Origin of the sequence: Roseovarius amoyensis, assembly GCF_003260265.1 — a bacterium.
Taxonomy (GTDB): Bacteria; Pseudomonadota; Alphaproteobacteria; order Rhodobacterales; family Rhodobacteraceae; genus Roseovarius; species Roseovarius amoyensis.
In genome coordinates, this window is record NZ_QITQ01000006.1 from 1 (window position 1) to 22,897 (window position 22,897).

Annotated in this window: 19 protein-coding genes; 7 read left to right on the forward strand and 12 right to left on the reverse strand. The window is 60.9% G+C overall.

From position 1 onward, the window contains the following. Positions 1 to 139 precede the first annotated feature (139 nt). Complete coding sequence (locus DL899_RS07075; protein ID WP_111733307.1) at positions 140 to 835, reverse strand: TetR/AcrR family transcriptional regulator; 696 nt, start codon at positions 833 to 835, stop codon at positions 140 to 142. Between the two features lie 116 nt (positions 836 to 951). Between DL899_RS07075 and DL899_RS07080 the strand changes: the two genes are divergently transcribed. The 5 genes from DL899_RS07080 (at position 952) to bktB (ending at position 6,891) form a co-directional block, all read left to right on the forward strand. Next, positions 952 to 1,737, forward strand: a complete 786-nt coding sequence (locus DL899_RS07080) for an SDR family NAD(P)-dependent oxidoreductase (RefSeq protein ID WP_111733564.1) — start codon at positions 952 to 954, stop codon at positions 1,735 to 1,737. A 10-nt stretch (positions 1,738 to 1,747) separates the two neighbouring features. Continuing rightward, on the forward strand, positions 1,748 to 2,959 hold the full coding sequence (locus tag DL899_RS07085) for an acyl-CoA dehydrogenase family protein (RefSeq protein ID WP_111733309.1): 1,212 nt from the start codon (positions 1,748 to 1,750) through the stop codon (positions 2,957 to 2,959). A 13-nt stretch (positions 2,960 to 2,972) separates the two neighbouring features. Then, positions 2,973 to 4,580 carry an AMP-binding protein gene (locus DL899_RS07090; RefSeq protein ID WP_111733566.1) on the forward strand — a complete coding sequence of 536 codons (1,608 nt, stop codon included), beginning with the start codon at positions 2,973 to 2,975 and terminating at the stop codon, positions 4,578 to 4,580. Positions 4,581 to 4,600: 20 nt separating this feature from the next. Then, positions 4,601 to 5,617, forward strand: a complete 1,017-nt coding sequence (locus DL899_RS07095; protein WP_239494632.1) for a phosphotransferase family protein — start codon at positions 4,601 to 4,603, stop codon at positions 5,615 to 5,617. 86 nt (positions 5,618 to 5,703) lie between these two features. After that, entirely contained in the window at positions 5,704 to 6,891 is a 1,188-nt protein-coding gene (gene bktB / locus DL899_RS07100; RefSeq protein ID WP_111733313.1) for a beta-ketothiolase BktB, read from the forward strand. 328 nt (positions 6,892 to 7,219) lie between these two features. Here bktB and DL899_RS07105 read toward each other — a convergent pair whose 3' ends face one another. From DL899_RS07105 to DL899_RS07155, 11 genes are all read right to left on the reverse strand, one after another. Continuing rightward, positions 7,220 to 9,241 (reverse strand): NADPH-dependent 2,4-dienoyl-CoA reductase, encoded by a 2,022-nt coding sequence (locus DL899_RS07105; RefSeq protein WP_111733315.1) that lies wholly within the window; start codon positions 9,239 to 9,241, stop codon positions 7,220 to 7,222. Positions 9,242 to 9,255: 14 nt separating this feature from the next. Next, positions 9,256 to 10,080 carry a CoA-transferase gene (locus DL899_RS07110; RefSeq protein WP_111733317.1) on the reverse strand — a complete coding sequence of 275 codons (825 nt, stop codon included), beginning with the start codon at positions 10,078 to 10,080 and terminating at the stop codon, positions 9,256 to 9,258. A gap of 15 nt (positions 10,081 to 10,095) precedes the next feature. Beyond that, the gene (locus DL899_RS07115) at positions 10,096 to 10,992 is read right to left on the reverse strand and encodes a CoA transferase subunit A (protein WP_111733319.1); all 897 of its coding nucleotides are present in this window, start codon (positions 10,990 to 10,992) and stop codon (positions 10,096 to 10,098) included. A 44-nt stretch (positions 10,993 to 11,036) separates the two neighbouring features. Continuing rightward, positions 11,037 to 12,182, reverse strand: coding sequence for an NAD(P)H-dependent flavin oxidoreductase (locus DL899_RS07120; protein WP_111733321.1), 1,146 nt, complete (start codon positions 12,180 to 12,182; stop codon positions 11,037 to 11,039). Further along, positions 12,179 to 14,170 carry an acetyl-CoA carboxylase biotin carboxylase subunit gene (locus DL899_RS07125; RefSeq protein ID WP_111733323.1) on the reverse strand — a complete coding sequence of 664 codons (1,992 nt, stop codon included), beginning with the start codon at positions 14,168 to 14,170 and terminating at the stop codon, positions 12,179 to 12,181. Before DL899_RS07125 ends, DL899_RS07120 begins: the two co-directional genes overlap by 4 nt. Next, positions 14,170 to 14,997 (reverse strand): enoyl-CoA hydratase-related protein, encoded by an 828-nt coding sequence (locus DL899_RS07130; protein WP_111733325.1) that lies wholly within the window; start codon positions 14,995 to 14,997, stop codon positions 14,170 to 14,172. Before DL899_RS07130 ends, DL899_RS07125 begins: the two co-directional genes overlap by 1 nt. After that, entirely contained in the window at positions 14,997 to 16,160 is a 1,164-nt protein-coding gene (locus tag DL899_RS07135; RefSeq protein ID WP_111733327.1) for an acyl-CoA dehydrogenase family protein, read from the reverse strand. Before DL899_RS07135 ends, DL899_RS07130 begins: the two co-directional genes overlap by 1 nt. Positions 16,161 to 16,199: 39 nt before the next feature. After that, positions 16,200 to 17,771, reverse strand: a complete 1,572-nt coding sequence (locus tag DL899_RS07140) for an acyl-CoA carboxylase subunit beta (protein ID WP_275426787.1) — start codon at positions 17,769 to 17,771, stop codon at positions 16,200 to 16,202. A gap of 105 nt (positions 17,772 to 17,876) precedes the next feature. After that, positions 17,877 to 18,341 (reverse strand): Zn-ribbon domain-containing OB-fold protein, encoded by a 465-nt coding sequence (locus DL899_RS07145; RefSeq protein ID WP_111733331.1) that lies wholly within the window; start codon positions 18,339 to 18,341, stop codon positions 17,877 to 17,879. Between the two features lie 20 nt (positions 18,342 to 18,361). Continuing rightward, positions 18,362 to 19,549: a thiolase family protein gene (locus DL899_RS07150; RefSeq protein WP_111733333.1), complete on the reverse strand. Its 1,188-nt coding sequence runs from the start codon at positions 19,547 to 19,549 to the stop codon at positions 18,362 to 18,364. Next, positions 19,546 to 20,712 carry a beta-ketoacyl-[acyl-carrier-protein] synthase family protein gene (locus DL899_RS07155; protein WP_111733334.1) on the reverse strand — a complete coding sequence of 389 codons (1,167 nt, stop codon included), beginning with the start codon at positions 20,710 to 20,712 and terminating at the stop codon, positions 19,546 to 19,548. Before DL899_RS07155 ends, DL899_RS07150 begins: the two co-directional genes overlap by 4 nt. Positions 20,713 to 20,999: 287 nt before the next feature. Between DL899_RS07155 and DL899_RS07160 the strand changes: the two genes are divergently transcribed. Beyond that, a complete protein-coding gene (locus tag DL899_RS07160) occupies positions 21,000 to 21,689 on the forward strand; it encodes a TetR/AcrR family transcriptional regulator (RefSeq protein ID WP_111733336.1) in 690 nt (229 codons plus the stop codon). Positions 21,690 to 21,730: 41 nt separating this feature from the next. Next, positions 21,731 to 22,888 carry an acyl-CoA dehydrogenase family protein gene (locus DL899_RS07165; protein ID WP_111733338.1) on the forward strand — a complete coding sequence of 386 codons (1,158 nt, stop codon included), beginning with the start codon at positions 21,731 to 21,733 and terminating at the stop codon, positions 22,886 to 22,888. Positions 22,889 to 22,897: the final 9 nt, after the last annotated feature.

The window sequence follows — 22,897 nt, forward strand, 5'->3', positions numbered from 1 at the left end:
AAGGTCAATCATGGTCCCGGTCATCGTGCTCTCCATCGTTGTCATCGGTCGTTGAACAACCTCAGACTACGAAGATGCGCGGTGGCCGCCAGCCCCGGCCGCGCGCTGCGCTACGCCAAAAGGCTCCACGCGCGGCCTCTTACACCACCCGGTGGGGCACTACCCCTGAACCAAGGCAAGCAGAAGTGATGAGTCTCACTACTGCTTCAATATAGGCTTCGACGGTAACCTTGCGGCGGCGGTACTTTGCTCGCTTTACATACCAATCTTGAAGCAGTGGTTTTACGAGCGCTGCGATCAATGGGCTTGTATCAGGATCAAAACATCCGTTCTTGATTCCAGAGTTTATCACCTCCGCGAAATATTGTTCGGTACGCTCTTCACTGTCGACCGCCATGCGTCGCTCAAGCGGCGGAAAATTCTTCGCCTCGATAAACGCGAAAGAGAACCATGGTAGCATAGCTTCGGTTAGGCGCACATGCGTTGCTATGAGCCATTTCAGATGGTTTAGAGGATCGCCTGCGACCTCTGGAGGCGGGTCCGACAAGACCTGTTCAACGACCGACGAAACCTCACCAAGTATCATCCGCAGCAACGTCGTCTTGCTGTCGAAGTATGCGTATAGCCCTCCCATCGAGACGCCGGATTCTTCGGCAAGATCGCGAAGAGACATCGCATGAAAGCCCTTTCGGTTTGAAATCTTGAGCGCCGCAGTGATGATCACGTTCAACTTTCGAACGGCGAAGTCTGGCTTCTGAACGGCAATCGTTTCGCGGTGCCGCTTAAGGATGGAGCGGCATAGTGCGTCAGTTGTCAAACTTTCGGTATCCAGCATCGCTTTCGCTCCTATGAAACCACATACGCCCATTATTGTGCTAGATTTCGTCTTGCTTGTTAAGGTGGTGGAGGGTAAGTCTAAATCGAGCGAACGCTCGAAAATAGGGGGCTATGATGCAAATTGGCTCGGGCGGTAACGGGCCCGCGGTAACGGCGGCTCTGGCTGGCAGGACTGCAATCGTAACGGGCGCATCCTCTGGGCTTGGACGTCATTTTGCCTTGGTACTTGCCTCGGCGGGCGCATCTGTGACTGTGGCAGCTCGCAGGCGCAGCGCGCTGGAGCAGACCGCAGGAATTATCGAGGCTGCTGGCGGCAAAGTAGCTATTGCAGAGATGGACGTCACGGATCAGTCGAGCATCGACGCGGTCTTTGCGACGACAAAAGGCCCCTTCGATATCGTCGTGAACAATGCCGGTGTGACCCATTCCGGCCCTGCGCTGGAGACAAGCGAAAACGACTGGGCGCGGGTGATCGACACCAATCTGACCGGCGCGTTCCGCGTCGCGCAGGCTGCAGCCAAAGCACTGGTCGCCGAGGGCAGGGGCGGCAGCATCATCAATATCGCCTCAATCCTCGGGCTGCGCGTCGCTGGCAACCTCGCCGGCTACGTCACCGCCAAGGCTGGCCTCGTGCAGATGACGAAAAGTCTGGCGCTGGAATGGGCGCGCTACGGCATCCGCGTAAACGCGCTGTGCCCCGGCTACATCGAGACCGACCTGAATCGCGATTTCTTTGCCTCCGACGCGGGCAAGGCGCTGATCAAGCGCGTGCCGCAGAAGCGTCTCGGCCAGATGCCGGACCTCGACGGCCCGCTCCTGCTGCTGGCCTCCGATGACAGTGCCTTCATGACGGGAGCCGAGATTGTCGTGGACGGCGGGCATCTCGTGTCCTCTCTCTAAGGAAAGATCCATGGATTTCACAATCTCCCCCCGCATCGAGGACTACCGCACCCGCATCGCGCGTTTCGTCGAGGACGAGATTATGCCTCTGGAGGAGGACCGCTCGAACTATGACCCGCACGAGAACATCAGGGCCGACGTGCTGGAATGCTTGCGCGACAAAGCGCGGGGCGAGGGGTTGTGGTGCCTCCAGCTAAAAGAGGAAACCGGCGGGCAGGGCCTGGGGAAGGTGGGCATGGCCGTCTGCTACGAGGAGATGAACCGCTCGATCTTTGGTCCCGTAGTCTTCAACGCCGCCGCGCCCGACGACGGCAACATGCAGATTCTGGAAAAGGTCGCCAACGACTCCCAGAAAGAGCGCTGGCTGCAACCTATCGTGACAGGCGACGTCCGCTCGGCCTTCGTGATGACCGAGCCGCACCCCGGCTCCGGCTCCGACCCGGGCGGAATGATGCTGACCACTGCCAAGAAGAAGAACGACCGATACATTATCCGCGGCCGCAAGTGGTTCATCACCGGCGCCGAGATTTCCGATCATTTTATCCTCGTCGCCCGCACCTCGGACGACCCGCGCAAAGGGCTGACGGCGTTTCTGCACAGCAAGAACACGCCGGGCTTCCGGATCGAGCGGCGCATTCCGATCATGGGACCAGAAGAACATGGTGGCCATTGCGAGATCGTCTACGAGGACATGGAGATCCCCGCCGAGAACGTGCTGATGGAGGAAGGCGACGGGCTCAAGTTGACTCAGATCCGCCTTGGCCCCGCGCGGCTGACCCATTGCATGCGCTGGCTGGGCCTCAGCAAGCGCTGCGTCGAGATCGCCAGCGAGTACGCGCACAACCGTTTCGCCTTTGGCGAGCGGCTGTCCAAGCGTGAGAGCGTTCAGATGATGCTCGGGGATCTGGCGATGCAGATCGAGATCGGCCGGATGCTCGTGATGAAAGCTGCGTGGGAACTGGATCGCGGCGGCTTTGCCCGCAAGGAAGTGTCGATGGCGAAAATCCAGGTCGCCAACGTACTTCACAAGGCCGCCGATACGGCGATCCAGATCAACGGCGCGCGGGGCTACTCCAAGGATTCGCCGCTGGAGTGGATCTATCGCTACGCCCGACAGGCGCGGCTGGTCGATGGCGCGGACGAGGTCCACAAGATGGTGCTGCACCGAAATGTCGAGGCCGATGGGCGGCGCTTCTGGAGCTGGGATGTAGCCGAGGCCTGAGGGGGTGCTGGCGATGCAGGAGGAGACATTTCTCACAAGGCGAGAGGCGAATTTCAGGCCGCTCACACCGCTGGATTTCCTTGAACGCGCCGTCTCGTGCCACCCGGACCGGAGAGCGGTGATCTGGCACGACCGAACCTGGAGCTACGGAGAACTGGGCGGCATCGTGCGGGATTTCGCCGCCTGGCTGGAGGCGCAGGGCGTCGGCCCCGGTGATGTCGTCTCGATGATGTGCACGAACCGGCCCGAGATGCTCGCGGCGCATTACGCGGTGCCGATGCTGGGCGCGACGCTCAATTCCATCAATACCCGGCTTGATGGCGGCACCGTCAGATTTATCCTCGGCCATTCCGAAAGCCGTCTGTTGATCGCCGATCCCGGCTGCGCGCCGGTGGCCATCGAAGCGGCGGGAAAGGCGGGGGTGCCGGTCTTTACGCTGGCGCCGGATGGCGGTGACGCGGCGGTCGGGCTGGCGTTTCTCGACGCTGTCCCCGCCACCAAGTTGGATGCGACGTCGCGGGTGACAGATGAATGGCACCCCATCGCGCTCAACTATACGTCCGGAACCACCAGTTATCCGAAAGGGGTGGTGCTGCACCATCGCGGCGCCTATCTCAACGTGCTGGGCAATATCCTGACGCTCGGGTTCAACCACCAAACGGTCTATCTATGGATCCTGCCGATGTTCCATTGCAACGGCTGGTGCCACACCTGGGCGATCACGGCGGCGGGCGGGACGCATGTCTGCCTCGACCGGGTCGATCCGGCGGAGATTTTCCAAACGATCGAGAGGGCCAGGGTCACGCATATGGCCTGCGCGCCGGTGGTTCTCTACATGCTTATCAACGACGAAGCGCGCGGCCTCCGCGATCCGTCGAAACCTGTGACCGTCGCGTCGGGCGGGGCGGCACCCACGAGCGCGCTGATCTCCCAGATGGACGAGTTGGGTTTTGAGTTCATCCACCTCTACGGGCTGACCGAAAGCTATGGTCCCGTCTCGCTGCGAGTGTTGGACGCCTCCGAAACCTCTCTGGAGACAAGCGAGCGCGCGACGCTGCTGGCCCGCCAGGGCTTTCGCCACATTACGGCCAACCGGATCCGCGTGGTGAACGACAGCATGGACGAAGTGCCCCGCGACGGAGCGACAATTGGCGAGATCGTGCTGGAGGGCAATACAGTCATGGCCGGGTATCTGAAGGATCCCGAGACCACGGGGGAGGCCTTTCGCGATGGGGTGTTTCACACCGGGGATCTGGCCGTGATGCACCCAGAGGGTGAGATCGAGATCAAGGACCGTGCCAAGGATGTCATCACTTCGGGCGGCGAGAACATATCGAGTCTCGAGATCGAGAACGTCCTGCATCTCCAGCCGGCGGTGATGCTGGCTGCGGTTGTCGCCAGGCCCGATTCCAAATGGGGGGAGACCCCATGCGCCTTCGTCGAGATCAGACCGGGCCAGTCGGTGGATGCCGAGGAATTGCGGCTCTTTTGCCGCGAACATCTGGCGCATTTCAAGGTGCCCCGAGAATTCGTTTTCGGCGAGCTGCCAAAGACGGCCACCGGAAAGATCAGAAAGTTCGAGCTGCGTAACAGGCTCCGCGACGCGGGAGTATCGAGATGAGCGCCGGGACCTTGCCCAATATGGATTTCAAGCCGGGTGCGCTGCGCGGGTTTCTGGATGCGCGCTTCGGAAAGAGCGGGCATTTTGAAATCGAAAAGATCTCCGGCGGGCAGTCCAACCCGACCTATTTCGTCACTCACGGCGACCGGCGCATGGTGTTGCGCAAGAAGCCGGCGGGGCCGATCCTGCCCGGCGCCCACGCGATCGAGCGGGAATACCGGGTCATTTCCGCCTTGTATCCGGCGGACGTTCCCGTGCCCAGGCCGGTTCTGCTGCATGAGGACCCGGAATTGCTTGGCACTCCCTTCTATCTGATGGAGCGGGTCGAAGGCAGGGTGTTCGAGGATTGTGCGCTGCCCGAGCTTGCCCCCGAGGAGCGGCGCGACATCTGGATGGCCCTGGCCGATGCCATGGCCCTAATGCATTCCGTCCGCCCGGAGGATGTGGGGCTCGGCGATTACGGCAAGCCAGGCAATTATTTCGAACGCCAGATCGGCCGCTGGACGAAGCAGTGGCGGCAATCCGAAAGCGACCCAATCCCCGCGCTTGACAAGCTGGCTGAGTGGTTGCCCGCGAACCTGCCCGAAGACGACGGAATGGTGCGTCTGGCCCATGGCGATTTTCGCATGGGCAACATGCTGTTTCATCCGACCGAGCCCAGGGTTGTTGCGATCCTCGACTGGGAGTTATCGACGCTCGGCCACCCGCTGGCCGATCTCGGCTTTTGCGTCGTGCCCTGGCACAGCACGCCCGACGAATATGGGGGAATTCTTGGCCGCGACCAGGGGGCGCTCGGTATTCCCTGCGAGAGCGAGTTTGTCACGCGCTACATGGAGGGCGCACCTGACAGCGCTCCGCTTCTCCCGTTTCACAAGGCCTTCGCCCTGTTTCGTTTCGCCGTCATCTTTGTGGGCATCGCCGACCGGGCCCGTGCAGGGAGCGCGGTGGCGGAGAACGCCGCCGATGTCGGCCCGCTTGCGGAACGGTTCGCGGAACGGGCGCTTGAGATCGTTGAGGGTCGCGCACATGCCTGTTGAGCGCGGCAGCATAGTCTTAGCACTTGGTTTTGGATCTCCCGTGAAGCACTCGGACGGGAGCGGAGCAACTTTTAGAGAGGGTTGAAATGGGAAATGAAGTCGTCATTGTATCGGGCGTTCGCACCGCCATCGGGGATTTTGGCGGGGCTCTTGCAGGTATCGCGACCTGCGAACTCGCGGCGATTGTGGCGCGTGAAGCCATCGCGCGGTCCGGTGTCCCCGCGAGCGAAATCGGACAGACGGTCTTTGGCAACGTGATCCACACGGCGCCCGAAGACATGTATCTGTCGCGCGTCGCAGCCATCCGCGCAGGCGTACCGGAAACCTCCCCGGCGCTCACCCTGAACCGGCTCTGCGGATCGGGCTTGCAGGCGGTCGTCACCGCGGCAGAAGCCATCCTTCTCGGGAATGCCGAGATCACCTTGGCGGGCGGCGCGGAGAACATGAGCCGGATCGGTCATCTGATGACACAGGCCCGGTTCGGTCAGAAAATGGGTGACGTCGCCGCCACCGATATGATGATCGGCGCGCTGACCGACCCGTTCGGCAACGGCCACATGGGAATGACGGCCGAGAATGTGGCAAAGAGATACGGCATCGACCGGGAAACGCAGGACAGATTTGCCGTAGAGTCACACCGGCGGGCCGCGCAGGCCATCGCCGAGGAGCGCTTCAAGGAGCAGATCCTGCCGATTACCGTGAAGATGGGGCGCACCGAGGCCATTTTCCACACCGACGAGCATGTTCGCGCCGAAGCCACTCTTGAAGATATGCGTAAACTCAGACCGGCCTTCGATCGCGAAGGTTCGGTTACTGCCGGCAACGCGTCCGGCATCAACGACGGCGCAGCGGCCCTTGTTTTGATGGACGGCGCGCTCGCGGCCGACCGCGGTATCGTACCGATGGGACGGATCGTGTCCTATGGCCTAGGAGGCGTGGCGCCCGAGGTCATGGGTCTGGGGCCGGTTCCCGCCGTGCGACAGGCCATGGAGCGGGCCGGTTTGAGCGTCGCGGACATGGATGTCATCGAAAGCAACGAAGCCTTTGCCGCCCAGGCCTGCGCGGTCGCGGGGGACCTGGGATTTCCGGAAGAGAAAACCAACCCGAACGGTGGCGCTGTCGCCATGGGGCACCCGGTCGGCGCGTCGGGGGCCATCCTGCTCGTAAAGCTGATCTACGAACTCAGAAGGACGAACGGACGGTTCGGCCTGGTCACGATGTGTATCGGCGGCGGGCAAGGCATTGCCGTCATCGTCGAGAACACCCCGGAATGACCGCGACCGATGAAATCCGCGCTTCTCTCTGGCTTCCAGAATTACCAGGCAAAGCGTCTACAATTCCAGGGGCACCTCATAACTCTGATCCACCCGACCCTGAACGCAAACATGCGGTGTCCCATGCGATGACCGCGGAGAGAACCAAAGAGCCCGGCGCGCAGAATGAACCGTAGACAAATCAGTTCTTGACCATGGTGATCAGAGAACGCCCCGGGACACTACCTTCTTCCGCAGGGCAACAATGGTATCGCTGTCAATTCCCCTCGTTGAGGTTGTTATGCTGCGGGTTCTGACCGTCGGTGGGAGCACAACCATATTGGTTGTCCTACAACTGCAGACCTAACCGGTAACCCTCGTCAATGGCGCGGGCGGCGTCTAGTTCCGCAGCCGAGCGCGCGCCGCCAATCAGGTGAACCGGCAGGCCGGACTGTACCGCCACCGGGTGGGGGTCCTGTCCGGTGCATATCACCAGCGTATCCAGCGCGACGACTGCGGTTTTTTCGCCTTGTTCAATGTGAAGACCCGCCGCGTCCAGATGCGAGTAGGTGACACCGGTCAGCATATCCACGCCATATTGCTGCAAGGTACTCCGTCCGATCCAGCCGGTCGAAACCCCGAGAGAAGCACCCGGCCGGCCGGGTTTTCGTTGCAACATGGTTACCTGGTGATGCGGGCCCTGGGCCGGCACCGGGGTTTCCAACAAACCGCCCGCCTGTTGCACAGAGGTATCAAGCCCATAATAGCTCTGGAATGCCTCGGGGTCTGTTGCCAGTTCGCCGGGAATCAGCAGGAATTTTGCCACGTCAAAGCCGATCCCGCCCATGCCCATGATCGCCACGCGCGGTCCCGCCGTGACGCGCCCCGCCAGCAGGTCGTCATACATCACCACGCGGGCATCGCCCGCCAAACCGGGCAGACTAGGCTGGCGAGGCAAGGATCCGCTGGCCACCACAACCGCGTCAAACCCTTGTCCGGCAATCGTTTCGGCATCTGCGGTCCTGCCGGTGCGCAGGGTCACACCGGTTGTGTCCAGACGGGTCCGATAGTAGCGCAACAGCTCATTGTATTCTGTTTTTCCGGGCACATGGCAGGCAAGATTGATCTGGCCGCCGATGTGGTCAGCGGCCTCGAACAGGGTCACGTCATGGCCGCGCGCGGCGGCGGTCGTCGCACAGCTAAGCCCCGCAGGCCCGCCGCCGATGACGGCGATCTTGCGGGGCCTGGCCGCAGGGGTTTCGTCGAACTGGGTTTCACGCGCGGCAGCCGGATTGACCAGACACCCCGCCTCGCGGTCGGTCATAATGTGATCGAGGCACAACTGATTGCAGGCGATGCAGGTGTTGATCGCATCGGCTCGGCCATCCCGCGCCTTGGCGACGAAATCGGCATCCGCCAGAAACGGGCGCGACATATAAACCATGTCGGCCTCGCCGCGGCTTAGAATGTCATCCGCGACCTGAGGCGTGTTGATCCGGTTGCAGGCCGCCACTGGCACACTCAGCCCTCGTTTGAGCCGGTTGATCGCATAGGTAAATGCCGCGCGTGGTACCGGATAAGCCACGGTGGGGATGCGCGATTCATGCCACCCGACATAGCCGGTGAACAGGTCCACTCCGGCCCCGGTCAGCGCGGCTGCGAGTTGGTCTATTTCCGCACCGGTCTGCCCGTCCTCGACCAGATCAGCGGCCCCGATCCGGTAGGTAATGAGGAACCCCGCACCCTGCTCGGCGCGGATGCGCCGGACGATCTCGACCGGCAATCGGTGGCGATTTTCCACGCTGCCGCCCCAAATGTCGTCGCGTATGTTGGCGCGCCTTGTGGTGAACTCACTTAACAGATAGCCGCCCGAACCGATGATCTCGACACCGTCAAACCCCGCATTGCGGGCAAGCCGGGCGCAATTGGCAAAGTCGTCGATAGTCTGAATGATGTCGTCATGGCTCAGCGCGCGCGGTGTGAACCGGCTGATCGGCGAACGGATTTCCGAGGGCGCGACAAGACCTTCATGGCGCGCGGACCTTCCGGTATGGGAAATCTGAAGGCAGATTTTCGCGCCAGCCGCATGAACGACCTCTGTCACCTGCTCCAGATCAGCGGCCTGATCCTTGGTCATCAGGAACGGGCCATCAGCGTCGTAACCGCCTGCCGCATTGGGCGAATAGCCACCGGTGATGATCAGCCCGACGCCGCCGCGTGCGCGTGCTCCATAAAAGCCTGCCAGCCGCTCGCCGGCGTTCTCGGCGAATTCGACCCGTGTGTGCATACCGCCCATGATCACACGGTTTCGCAGAACCGTGTGACCAACCTTTATCGGACTCATGAGCGTGGGGTATGGGCCTGTGCTCATCCTGCGCTCCGGTTTCAGCGCGAAATGCGCAGGGTTTTCAGGATGCCGTCCGGGTCGATCTCATTCCGGATCAGGGTCAGCTCCAGATCACTCGGAGCAGCGGTTTCAGCGATGGTATCGGGAATGATCAGATCAAACCCGGTTTTGTCCTGTACCTCTTCCAGCGTTACGCCGGGATGCAGAGACACCACGCGCATGGTCTTGGTATCCGGGCCATCTTCGCAGAAATCAAACACGCCCAGCGGGGTGAACACTTTTTGCGGGCCGATACAGGCGGGTGGCACAAATTCGGCGCGTTTCCCGGTGTGACCGACCGAGGATACAAAATCGACCGTATCGACAAACACCTGTTTGTTGTGGTGCATGGTAAAGAAATACACCAGCGTGAACGACACGCCAAAGGCCAGCCCGACAGTGCCGACACCGCGCACGGTCGGGTTCTCGTAATCGCCCACCGCGACCATGTTACAACTGCCCTGCTTGTCGATCTGGATGCCGCCGACGACCCCGACCACCTGTTCGCGGCCCCGGTTGTAACGCCACATTTCGATATCGACGATATCCTCCATGTTCATCATGTATTCTGCGCCGCGCATCACCCGGTGATCCGACGTGGACTGCACCAGTTTCGAGGTCGAATTGATCGCCCCGCCGCCACCGGCAAGCCACCACATATTTGGCGCATAGATCATCCGCGCCAGTTTCATCGACGCCATGGGCAATTGAGAATAGGCACCAACGGCAGCCCAGTCGTGATCGTGATTGCCCATTTGGCGGGCGATGGCCGACACCATCAGTTCGCCGATGGCATAGTCGGGGTTGTTATGTGCATCTGTCATGTTTTATTCTCCCGGCTATATCTGTTCACGCAAACCCATAAGATGCTCGATGCCGAACTTCTCAAGGTATTCGAAATGGTCTTTTACGCCGAAGACATATTCATCCAGATAGGCGCCAATATCGCTTTTGACGTAGGATTTTATGTGGTCTTCGTCGTGGTTGTAGATGCCGTGGCAGGATAGCGGATGCGCGCCGTAAGGCACCTGAACCACCATGTCGATGTAATGCCCGGGAATGGTGGTGCGGCGCGGATCGGCGCGAATGCTGTCATTGGTGACGATTTCATCGCAGGTGACAATCGTGTGGGTCGATGCCTTGGCCAGCAGGTCATCGGCCACGACCGAGCCAAGATGCACTACATTGCCATAGATGTCAGCGCGCGGCACATGGATGATCGCCACATCGGGCTGAATCGCCGGGGACACGATGATTTCCTTGCCGGTATAGGGGTCGGTGGTGCGCTTATAGGTCTTTTCAAAGATCGGATTGTCGCGCGCTTCGTGACCGGGCGGGTAGGGGACAAACGGCATACCGACCGCCCCGGCCTTGAGGCCCAGTACATAATAGATCTCATCGCCGTCGATGATATTGATCCGCTTTTCCTCGGCCGCTTTGCGGAACCGCGGGGCAAAGCCCAGATGCTCCATTCCGATATAACAGACCGTCACCGTGTCAACGCAACCCGCGCCTATCAGGATATCGGCGGGCATCCCGGCCGAAACATTGGCGATCATGTGCAGGTCCTTGGTGCCCTGTCGGATGATCTGGCGGATCAGCGCCATCGGTCCGTTGTGTGAATGCAGGCCACCAAACGCCAGCTGACTGCCGTTCTGTATCATCGCTGCGGCGTCTTCCAGAGTGCCAAGCTTTGACTGTCTGTTTTCTGAATTCAGAAATATGGGGTCCATCATGTTCCTCCTGTAATTTGTGTTACGTGCAGGCCGAGGTGGCGTTGTCAGGCAAAGCTCACCCGTGCCGGCAGTTCGCGTGCCAGGATTTCAGTCGCGCTGTCGATCATTTCCTCAATGATTGCTGCGGCGGGTAGAATTTCGGTGATCCGGGCGGTGCCCTGACCACAGTAGATGCCTGAATCTTCCTGCCGCCCGACCTGGGCCGCGCCAATCGTCATCGGCGTGACCAGAATACCCTGTTCGGGCATCGGCAGCGCCTCAAGCCCGGAGGCATCGCATTGACGGTCCCAGTCGGAATTGATGTGGCGGGTGGTTTTGCCGGTGAACCAGCGGTTGCGCACGGTCGAAGTATCCGTGGCCTCGACCAGCTTGTCCTTATACCAATCCGGCACCGAGCATTCCCGGGACGCGATGAACCTGCTGCCGACCCAGGCGCCAATCGCCCCAAGCGCCAGCATCCCGGCCAAAGACCGCCCGTTGGTGACGCCGCCGCCGGCGACAACCGGGGTCGGGGCCACGGCTTCGGCGACAGCCGGGATCAGGACGGTGCCGTCCACCTCGCCGCTGTGACCGCCTGCCGCCGTTCCGGTGGCGATCACCGCGTCAACGCCGCCATTGCCGACCCGCATCGCGTCCTTGGTTTTGCCGACCACCGACATCACCTTGATTCCGGCGGCGTGGGCATCGTCCACCATGAACGACGGATCGCCTAGGGCCGACACGAAAACGGTTGGTTTCAGATCAAGGATGGCGCGCACCTGTTGCTGGCCCAGTTCATAGCTCAGCTTGTAGGCGGCTATGGAACTCATCCCCGGCGTGGCGTGGCTGGTGTCGTCATCATAGGGAATGTCATGTTCATCCATGAACCCGTCGCGAAAGATCACGTGGTCCTTGGGCAGGTTGGCCAGTTCCAGCGCCTTACGGTAATCAGTGGAAAAGTTCTTGGCCTTGATCGGCAGGCCGACGTCGATGCCAAACGGCTTGCCGGTCAGTTTCTGGGTTTCCTTCACCAAATCGCGCATTTCGTCCGGCGATTTGTCGGCGCAGGCCAGAACGCCAATGCCGCCGGCCTCGGACACCGCCGCCACAAGGCGTGGGTCGGACACATCCGGGGCCATCGCTGCCAGCATGATCGGATAGTCGATGCCCAATAGGTCACACAGATGGGTTCGGAATACAGATCTGGTCATTGGTCGGCCTCCTCGGGTTGTTCAAATTGGATAAGTTGTGCGTTTATCGTTACTTGCTGACCCTCGACCGTGCTGATCTCGGCGATGCGCCCGGTGACGGGGGCGGTGATGGTATGTTCCATCTTCATCGCTTCCATGATCATCAATGGTGTGCCCTCGGTCACGTCCTGCCCTTCGTGGGCCATCAGCTTCAGCACCCGGCCATGCAGTGGCGCAACAACCCGGTCCTGCGGACCCGATGAGGTGGTGACGAACGGATTGGCCAGCATGTCAGTCAGCCGCAGGGCCGGACCGTCAAACTGGAGCAGCAGCCCATGGTCGGCGTCAAAGACATAAGCCCCCGTTCGGGTAACGCCATTGATCGACGCGGTAACGCCAGGAGCGGCATCCCGTAGGATTTCGAGATCAATCACCTGATCGTCCAGCGTAACCGAATAGGCATCCTCGCCCCTTGCGCTTACACGCGGATCAAAAATGCCCTCTCCATCGCCCAGCCGGAAATACGAACTCGCCTGCCCGCCGCTGTGCCAGCCGCGCAGTTCCGGTGCGACGCCGCCCAGCCCGGCGGCACAACGGCGCAGCATCAAAACGGTGCCCAGCGCGACCTGAACCGGTCCGGCGCTGGGCGCGCTCAGGCCCAGAGTACCGATCTCGCGGTCCAGAAACCCGGTGTCGGTGGCGCTGTCGATGACCGCCTTGTGGTCCAGCAGCCTGGTCAGAAAACTGGCATTGGTCTCGACGCCCAAAAGCACGGTGCGCTTCAACGCCGCCTTCAGCCGCCGCCGCGCCACTTCGCGGTCGGGACCAAAGGCGATGATCTTGGCCACCATCGGATCATAGAACGAGGAAATCTCCTGGCCCGTCTCCAGACCATGATCAACTCTGATACCGTCGCCTGAAGCGGCCTGCCAGACCCGCACCTTGCCGGTCGAGGGCATGAACCCCTTGTGCGGCATCTCGGTGTAAAGCCGCGCCTCGATGGCGTGGCCGTCAAACCTGATTTCATCCTGGCTCAGCGGCAGCGGGTCGCCCTGCGCCACCGCCAGTTGCCAGGCCACCAGATCCTGCCCGGTGATCAGTTCGGTCACGGGATGTTCGACCTGAAGCCGTGTGTTCATCTCAAGGAAATAGAAACTGCCATCATTGCTCAGCAGAAATTCCACCGTGCCCGCACCGCAGTAATTGATCGCACGGGCGGCCTGAATGGCGGCATTGCCCATCTCTTCGCGCAACGCAGGTGACACGCCGGGGGCAGGTGCCTCTTCTATCACTTTCTGGTGGCGGCGCTGGATCGAACAGTCGCGCTCGCCCAGATGCAGAACGTTGCCATGGCTGTCGGCAAACACCTGAATTTCGATGTGGCGCGCGTTGCGGATGGCGCGCTCCAGGATCAGCGTGTCATTGCCGAACGCGCTCAGCGCTTCGCGCCTCGCGGCCTCGATTGCGGCCTGAATGTCGTTCGTGTCCTCGACAAACCGCATTCCCTTGCCGCCGCCCCCGGCCGAGGCCTTGACCAACAGCGGTACGCCAATGTCCCGTGCCGCCGCCAGCAGGGCTGCGTCCGACTGGTCGCGGTCATTGTAACCGGGCACGCAGGGCACGCCTGCGTCGATCATTCGCCGCTTGGCCTCGGCCTTGTCGCCCATGACGCGAATTGCCTCGCGCGAGGGGCCAATGAACACCAGCCCGGCATCGACGCAGGCCTGCGCAAAGTCATCGTTTTCAGCCAGAAACCCATAGCCGGGATGCACCGCACCCGCGCCGGTTTTCAACGCCGCATCAATGATCGCCGGAATGCTCAGGTAGGATTGTGTTGCGGGGGCAGGGCCGATGGCCACGGCAATGTCGGCGGCGCGCATGTGCGCACTGTCCTTGTCGGCGTCGGAACAGACCGCCACTGTGCCATAACCCAAAGATTTGGCGCTGCGGATGATCCGGCAGGCGATTTCGCCGCGATTGGCGATCAGAACACTATCAAATCGGGCCATTACGCGCCTTTCCGGGCAGGCACCCAACCGGGCGCGCGTTTCTCATGAAAGGCGGCGATGCCTTCGCGCGCCTCGTCGCCCTTCAGGGCGGTGGCAAAGCGGGTTGCCGCCATGTCGAGCGTGTCCTCAAGCGTGTCCTCAAGGCAACTTCTCAGGATGTCCTTGGTGGCCGCGTTAGCGCGCGGCCCGCAGCGCAAGACCTGCGCGATCACTTCATCCGCAACGGTCTCAAGCGCCGTTGCGTCGCTGACGACCTGATGCACCAGCCCCTGCTGCAATGCCTCGGTGCCGTCAAAGCGCGCGGCGCTGAGCATCAGGCGGCGGGCGCGGGTCAGGCCGATGCGCTGCACCACAAACGGCGCGATCTGGGCTGGAGGAATGCCCATACTGGTTTCCGTCATGGAAAACAGCGCATCGGTGGTGCAGATCGACAAATCGCCAAGACAGGTCAGGCCAACGCCGCCACCCATAGCCGCGCCCTCGACCAGCATGATCACCACCTGCGGCAATGCGTTTATCGCGCTCAGCAAACGGCCAAAGCGGCGGTTTTCACCCGCCACCCGTGTCACATTGTCAGCGCCCTGATAGTTGCGCTGAAAATCCTTCAGATCGCCCCCGGCGCAAAAACTGCCGCCCGCGCCGCGGATCACTACAATACGCAGGGTAGGGTCATCCGCCAGCGCCGCCACCACCGTTTCCAGCTCGCCGATCATCATCTCGTTAATGGCGTTGCGCTGTTCGGGCCGGTTCAGCGTCAGGTGCAGGACTCTGTCATCGCCGGACAGATCCAGCGTTTCGCAAACGATATGCCGGACGCTGGCCGGCATCACCCCCGCCTCTTGGGCGATGGTGTCATGCCAAGGTTCTTGGTCAGGATTTTCAGCATGATCTCATCCGCACCACCGCCGATGGAACACAAGCGCCCGTCACGGTAAAACCGCGAGATTGGCGTTTCGTTCATGAACCCCATGCCGCCGTAGAACTGCAAACAGGCATCCGCCACTTCGCGCTGCAACCGCCCGACCTTGAGCTTGGCCATCGAGGCCAGCGTGGTCACGTCCTCGCCGGTGATATAAAGATCGCAGGCCCGGTAAACGATTGACCGCAGCAATTCCACCTCGGTCTGCAATTCGGCCAGCCGGAATTGCACGTATTGATTGTCCAGAATGGTGCCACCAAAGGCTTCGCGCTGGCCGGTATATTCCACCGCATCGGCGATCGAGCGTTCCATCAGTTTCAGGCTGGCCGCACCGGCCCACATCCGTTCCTCCTGGAACTGCTGCATCTGATAGATGAACCCTTGGTTTTCCTCGCCGATCAGGTTGCTTCTGGGCACGCGCACGTCCTCGAAAAACAAAGGTGCCGTGTCAGACGAGCGCATCCCCAGCTTGTCCAACCTCTCGCCCCGAGTCACGCCGGGCGTATTCAGCGGCACCACGATCAGCGATTTGTCACGGTACGATGGCCCGTCGGCGGTGTTGCACAACAAACAGACCCAGTCGGCCTGTGTGGCGTTGGTGATCCACATCTTCTGACCGTCGATGATGTAATCATCGCCGTCCGACCGTGCGGTGGTCTTGATCGCGTTCACATCCGATCCGGCACCGGGTTCGGACACGCCAATCGCGCCGACCAGATCGCCGGCAATCGACGGGGCCAGGTATTCACGGCGCAAAGCATCCGAGCCATAGCGCGCCAGCGCCGGGGTCGCCATGTCGGTCTGACAGCCGATCGACAGCGGCACCCCCATGCAATCGGCCGTTCCCAGCGCTTCGGCCATGACGATGCCATAGCTGTAATCCAGCCCCATGCCGCCATACTCGACCGGCTTGTGGATGCCGAGAAACCCCAGATCGCCCATTTTCTTGTAAAGCTCATGGGCGGGAAATATCCCGGCCTGTTCCCATTGATCTACATAAGGGTTGATCTCGGATGCGATGAACCGCTCAATCGAGCGGCCGAGTTCGATATGTTCGCTACTGAATTCCATTGGGTTGGCCCCTCGGTTGGTCAGATGTCGGTTTTTCGTTTAAAAACGCGCAGTTCCAAAACTCGTAGGGTGCAGATTGCATGCGCGAGACTCGGCGATGGTGGCCAGGCAAAAGCCCAGAACCTTGCGGCTGTCGCGCGGGTCGATCACCCCGTCGTCCAGTTGCAGCCCAGAGGTGGTGAAGGCGTCGGCCTGATCTCCGAACAGCTTTATGATCCGGTCTTCCTGGGCCTTGATCTCGTCCGGGTCGATGGTCTGGCCGCGCCGTTCGGCCCCCTCGGTAGCAACAATTCTCATGGTCTTGGCCGCCTGTTCTCCGCCCATCACCCCGGTCGAGGCATTGGGCCAGGAAAACAGGAACCGAGGGCCAAAGGCACGACCGCACATGCCATAATTTCCGGCCCCGAAACTGGCCCCGGTCATCAGGGTGATCTGCGGCACAGTGGCATTCGCCACGGCCTGGATCATCGCCGCGCCGTTCTTGATCATGCCGGCCTGTTCATAGGTCACGCCGACCATGTACCCGGTGGTGTTCTGCAAATAGATGATCGGCCGGTCCAACTGACAGCATAGCTGAATGAACTGCGCCGCCTTCATCGCCCCGGCATTGTCGATGGGGCCGTTATTGCCGATGATCGCACAGTTGTGGCCGTGGATCGCCCCTTGCAGACAGACAGTCTGAGGCCCGAACAGCGGCTTGAACTCAGAGAAATCCGATCCGTCCGTCAGTCGCGCGGCAATCTCGCGCATGTCATAGGGTTTGCGGGCATCGGCAGGCACAATCGCGATGAGATCCTCGCGCGGATAACGCGGTTCGGCAAAATCACTGGCCGTCGCCGCGCCCCGATCCCACTTGAATCCGCCGATCAGCTTGCGGGCCATGCCAAGGGCGGCCACGTCGTCCTCGGCCAGGAATTCCACCAGGCCGGTCTTGGTGGCGTGCATTTCCGCGCCGCCTAATTCGTCCGCGTCGGCGGTTTCGCCGGTGGCGGCCTTGACCAGCGGTGGCCCACCCAGAAACGCCCGTCCGCGCCCGCGCACCGACACAACATAGTCGCTCAGCCCCGGCATATAGGCTCCGCCGGCGGTGGCCGAGCCATGCAGCACCGTGACCACCGGACAACCAGCGGCAGACAAGCGCGCCAGATTGCGGAAAATCGCCCCGCCATGCACAAACCGTTCGACCCGGTAGCGCATCAGATTCGCACCGGCACTTTCCACCAGAAACACAAACGGCAAACGGTTTTCCAGCGCGATTTCCTGACAGCGAATGATCTTTTCACCGCCCGGATCGGTAATCGCGCCGGCATCAATGCCGCTGTCATTGGCGACGATCATGCACTTGATGCCGCTGACAAAACCGATCCCGGCGATCTGGCTGGCGCCGGGCACCGACGCATCGGGCGAGGCCCCGTCGCGCAGATATCCCGCCATGTTGCCAATCTCGAGAAATGGCGCGCCGGGATCCAGCAGCCGTGCCAGCCGCTCATGCGGGAGACACTGACCGCGCTTGGCGAAGCGCGGGCCCGAACGCCCGGATTTCTCTATTGCACGCGCCTCAAGCTCGCGCATCCGGTCAATCAGCGCGATCATCGCCATGCGGTTCTGCATGGCCTCTGGGCTGTCTGGCTGAAGGTGGGATTGAAACATCGTTGGGCCAGTTCTGGTCAGCGCGCGGTGGATTGGTTCAATCGGGGGCCGGGACCGGGGCCGCGCCTAAAGCACGTAGTGGAAATCGGTCACTTCGCCCTTGGGATCGTCGATGAATTCCACCCTGACGCGTGTGCCGGGTTTCAGCTTTTCCATGGCTGCGCCAACATCCGACATGTCCAGATTCCGCACGAAATTGATCATCGCGGTATCGATTCCGTCAAGGCGGACATACGCGATGGCATAGGGCGGCGGCGGCAGGTGTTCGAACGCCGCCGACACGATTGTCGCGGCTTCGATCACACCCTCGTGGCCCGCCTCGACCCATTCATCGCAAGGCTCGAACGAGCGTTCGCAATAGGCGCGGGGCGGCAGGTAGGAGATGCCGCTCTTGCTGCTTTTGGTGGCCAGTATCTTGCGCTCTTTCAGAGCGTCAAAGAAGGTTCCGGCAACCTTGCCGACCGAATAGTTGTACCTGACATTCCATTCGCCGGAAATCACGTCGCTGGCCTGAGTTTTTTCGGTTGCCATTGTTCTGGCTCCTTTGTCTGTCAGAGATGATCGGCCCCGAAGACCGAAGCTGTGTAGAATTGTGCAGACCCGCCGATGGCTGTCGCCACGGCGTTACGCACACCTGATACCTGCATGTCGCCGGCCCGTTGCATCACCTGATTGGCAGCTTCGATGGCCCGCACAAGGCCGGTCACGCCGATCGGATTGGTGCAGAGCGACCCCCCTGACGGAGAAACCGTCAGGTCGGAGCCCAGATCGAATGCCCCTGCATCGCTAAGCGCCGGCGCCTCTCCCCGCTCGCAAAACCCAAGCGATTCAAGCTGCGGGAACTGCATCGAACTGAACGGATCATACAGTTCGGCTACCTGGATTTGCTTCTTCGGGTCGGTGATTCCGGCCTGCGCATAGGCCTCTTTACCGGCAATCTCCAGTTCGGCCAGATCGGCATATTCGACATCGGCCTTCGGTCCGGTCTTGTCGCCCTGAAATACCGTGCTTGTGGTGGCCCCAACCCCGTTGATAAAGGCCGGACTGGCGCATTTTTCACGCGCGCCGTCCAGTGTTGTCAACACCATCGCCGCCCCTCCCGATGAACGCGGGCAGCAGTCGAACAGTTTGTAGGGCCAGGCAACGGCCGGTGAATTCATCACGTCCTCGACGGTGATTTTGCCCTTAAGATGCGCATACGGGTTCTTCAGCGCATTGGCGCGTGCCCGCACGACCACCCGCGCGAATTGTTCTTCGGTGGTGCCGTAACGGGCCATCTGACGTTGCGTGGACAGTGCCGTCATAGTGACCGTATTCAGGGCGAAATCAAACTCATAGAACCGATCCCAGATCAGGTTGAGAATGTGTTGAGCATCCGGAGTTTCGGCCACCCGATCGGCCCCCACAACCAGCACGTTGCGAAACAGTCCCGAGGCCACATGCGTATACCCCGCATGCAGCGCCGACCCACCCGTGGCTCCGCCGGTATGCACCCGCATCAGCGGCTTTCCGGCCCCGAAAATCGAGTCGACCGACCATTTTTCGATGTCGTGGATGCCGGCAAATTCGGTTGGTGCCATGGAAAACACCACTGCATCTATTTCATCCGGCGTCATCTTGGCGTCTGCAAGGGCGGCCAGCGTCGCATCCTGCACCAGTTCGACATAGGTTTTGTCGTCGTGGTGTTTCTTGAACACCGTCTGGCCGGTGCCAATCACGGCTACCTGTTGCGGGCTCATGCTGGAATCTCCTCGAAAATGGCGGTGACATTGCCCTGATGGGCGAACCCGTGAAAGCCGATAGCTGCGGCCGTTTTCACGCGGCCCGCCTGAACCGGCCCAGCTTTTCCGGCGACCTGCAACACCGCTTCGGCGGCGCTGACCAGACCGGTGCAGAAATAGGGGTTTTGGGCGAATGGCCCGCCCGATGGTGACACGGTCTGATCCGCCGGCAGGGCAAGCGCCTGGCGGGTGGCGATATCGTGAAAGGCTGTCTGAGCCTCGATCTCGATCACATCAAGTTCGTCGGCATTGCCCAGACCCGCATCTTTCATGGCGTCGCCAAACGCGGTCTTCAGCCCAAGCATCGAGGCCAGCCTGTCGCCGCCCAACTGATAGCTTTCAAGGCTCCAGCCAATGCCGGACAGACGCGCTAACGGCCTGGCATCGGGGTGGTCGTTCAACCATGCGCCGGACACCACAACCATCGCCACCGCACCATCCGTGACCGGTGGGCGGTGCCCCTCGCGCAGTGGCGTGGACACATAGGGCGAGGCGGCGATTGCGTCTGCCGCGACCGGAACGGCGGCAACGCCGCGCGGGTTCTTGGCGGCAGCCTGACGATAGCTGGCCGCGACCTTGCTGGCATCTGCCTCGTCCACACCCTGCATGGCAGCGGCGAACAGCCCGTCCGAGATGGACATGTTCAGGCCGATGGGGCGAGTATAAAACGGCTCGCAGCGCATCCGCATCACATCCTCAAACGGTGCGATCGAACTCTTGTTCCAGCTGACCAGAAGACCAAGGTGGAATCGTCCTGAACGGATGCGCGTTGCTTCAAGGCAAAGCCCGGTCAGACCCGAATCGGTCGCCTTGATTTCGTCCTTCAGATAGGCACCGGCCGGGGCGGCAAGCAGCATGCTCGAAATGCTGCGCCCGTCCAATTCGTCACAGGCTGCAATGGTCACATGGTCCAGTGCTCTGCGGCTGATTCCCACCGCGTCCAGCGCTTCTTTTGCGGTGTCATATACCATTTCTTCCAAGCGTTTATCCGCCACCCGAGGCATCGCCTCGTGCAGCGTAACACCCAGAATATAGGCATCATTTTCCTGATATTTTGGTGCCATTGCGTTCTCCTGAGGCAGCGGGTGGAGCGCGACCGCCCAAAGGCTGACGGCAAACATTTCCGAGAAACGCTAGCGCAGGAAAATCGAATTGTCATTCACTAATTTTAGTTTTGGTTCATTATATCTTCTGTCGGGTTTGGGTTGTGACCGATCGTTCAATGGCGGCGATTCGGGTTGGAAACTTTGGGGGGCTTTAGCGATGGCATGGGGCGAATTGCCATTCAGTAATTTTAGTTGTGGTTCATTTTGTCTTCTACTAGGTTTGGGTGGTGACCGGTCGTTCAATAAGTGCGAATCAGGCTGGCAAATGCGGCGATGGCTTTAGCGATGGTAAGGGGCGATAAGTGGTGAAGGGTTCGGGAAAGCAGGTGTGGGGAAATGTGATTCCGGATGCGGCGCAGGTGCGGGCGCTCAAGCGGGCGGCATTGCTGCGCGGGGCGGCCCAGGCGTTCAACAAATACGGCTATCACGGCACGTCGCTTGGCGATATCGCAGCAAGCCTCGGGGTGACCAAGCCGGCGCTTTATCACTACGTTAAGAACAAGCAGGAGCTGCTATTTCTGCTGCGCGAGGCAACCTTGGCGGCGGCCTTTGAGAGTCTTGAACTCGCAGAAGCGCGCGGCGGCAGCGCTCGTGAACGACTTGTCGCCACGCTGAGCGACTATATCCGCAGCATCAACAGCGAAGATTCGATCTGCGTGGTCAGCATGGAGGAGCGGGTTCTCAAAGACCCTTATGAGTCCCAGATCATCAGCATCCGCGATGAGTTCGAGGGACGGCTCCGCGATCTGGTCGAGCAAGGTATCGCGGACGGCAGCATCGTACCCTGCAATTCCAAGCTGGTTGTATTCAGCCTGTTGGGATCAGTGAACTGGACCCAGCGCTGGTTTCGTCAGGATGGCCGCTGGTCGAACGATCAGGTTGCTGCCGGAATCGCCGAGATCATCAACCGATCCTTGTCCCCCACGCCGGCGGCCAGACTGTCGGCAGATCCGTCAGAGATCGGGAAAAACCAGGGCGGGGTCGGGAAATAGGTGGTTAGCGCGCTCGCCACCAAGTCAACAGGAGAAGCAAATTGGACTTCAATCTAACGGAAGATCAAGCACGGTTGCAGGAGTCGGTTCGCCGCTTTGCCGAAAAGGAAGTGGCCCCGATTGCCGAACGTCTGGACGCCGAGGCGGTGTTTCCTACCGACCTGTACCACAAGGTTGCCGAGATGGGCATCACCTCGATCCCGTTCCCGACGGAACATGGTGGCATGGGGTTCGACACGCTGGAAATGGTCATCGCGCTGGAACAGCTGGCCCGCGCCGACCAGTCGCTGGCGGCAACCACCATGGTCAGCGTTGCCTGCGGGTTGATAATGATGCGTTATGGGACCAAGGAACAGGTCGCGAGATACCTGCCCGGCATCGTTTCGGGCAAGGCAATCGGCGCGATTGCGGGCACTGAACCGCAAGCAGGGTCATGGACCGCCGGCATCACCACGCGGGCTAGGAAAGTCGATGGCGGTTGGATGCTGAATGGCGAAAAGGCCTATATCACAAACGCCGGAACGCCGCTGACCTCTTATGTGCTGGTCATGGCCGTCACCAGCGAGCCGGACGCCGAGCGCAAGCAATACACGCTGTTCATCGTACCGGCGGGCACCAAAGGCTTCACCCCTGGTGAGCCTTACAAGAAACTGGGCTGGCGGTCTTCGGATACGCGACCGCTATATTTCGATGACTGTTTCATTGCCGATGATTCCATTCTCGGCGATGTGCATGGCGGTCGCATTCTGCTGCATCGCGGTTATCAGCAGGCGCGCGTTTTCCTGTCGGCCTGTTCGGTCGGCCTGGCCCAGGCCAGCATCGACCATTCGATTGAATTTGCCAACAATCGCAAGGCCTTCAAGGGCGCCATCGGATCGTTGCAGATGGTGCAGGACATGATCGCCGACATGGCCGTCGGCACCGAGGCGTCCCGTCTGCTGACCTATCGCGCCGCCAAACTGGCGGACGAAGGCACCGCATCGCTGCGGGATCTGGCCTATGCCAAGTATTTTGCCACCGAGAACGGCACGAAATGCGCCGATCTGGCGATCCAGGTGCATGGCGGCTGGGGTTTCATGGATGACTGTGCAGTGTCGCGATACTACCGCGACAACCGGGTCTGCACGATTGGTGATGGCGCCAGTCAAATCCAAAAGCTGATCATGGCAAGGGATCTGGGGTTGGACGTACAGTTTTGACGCTGAAAT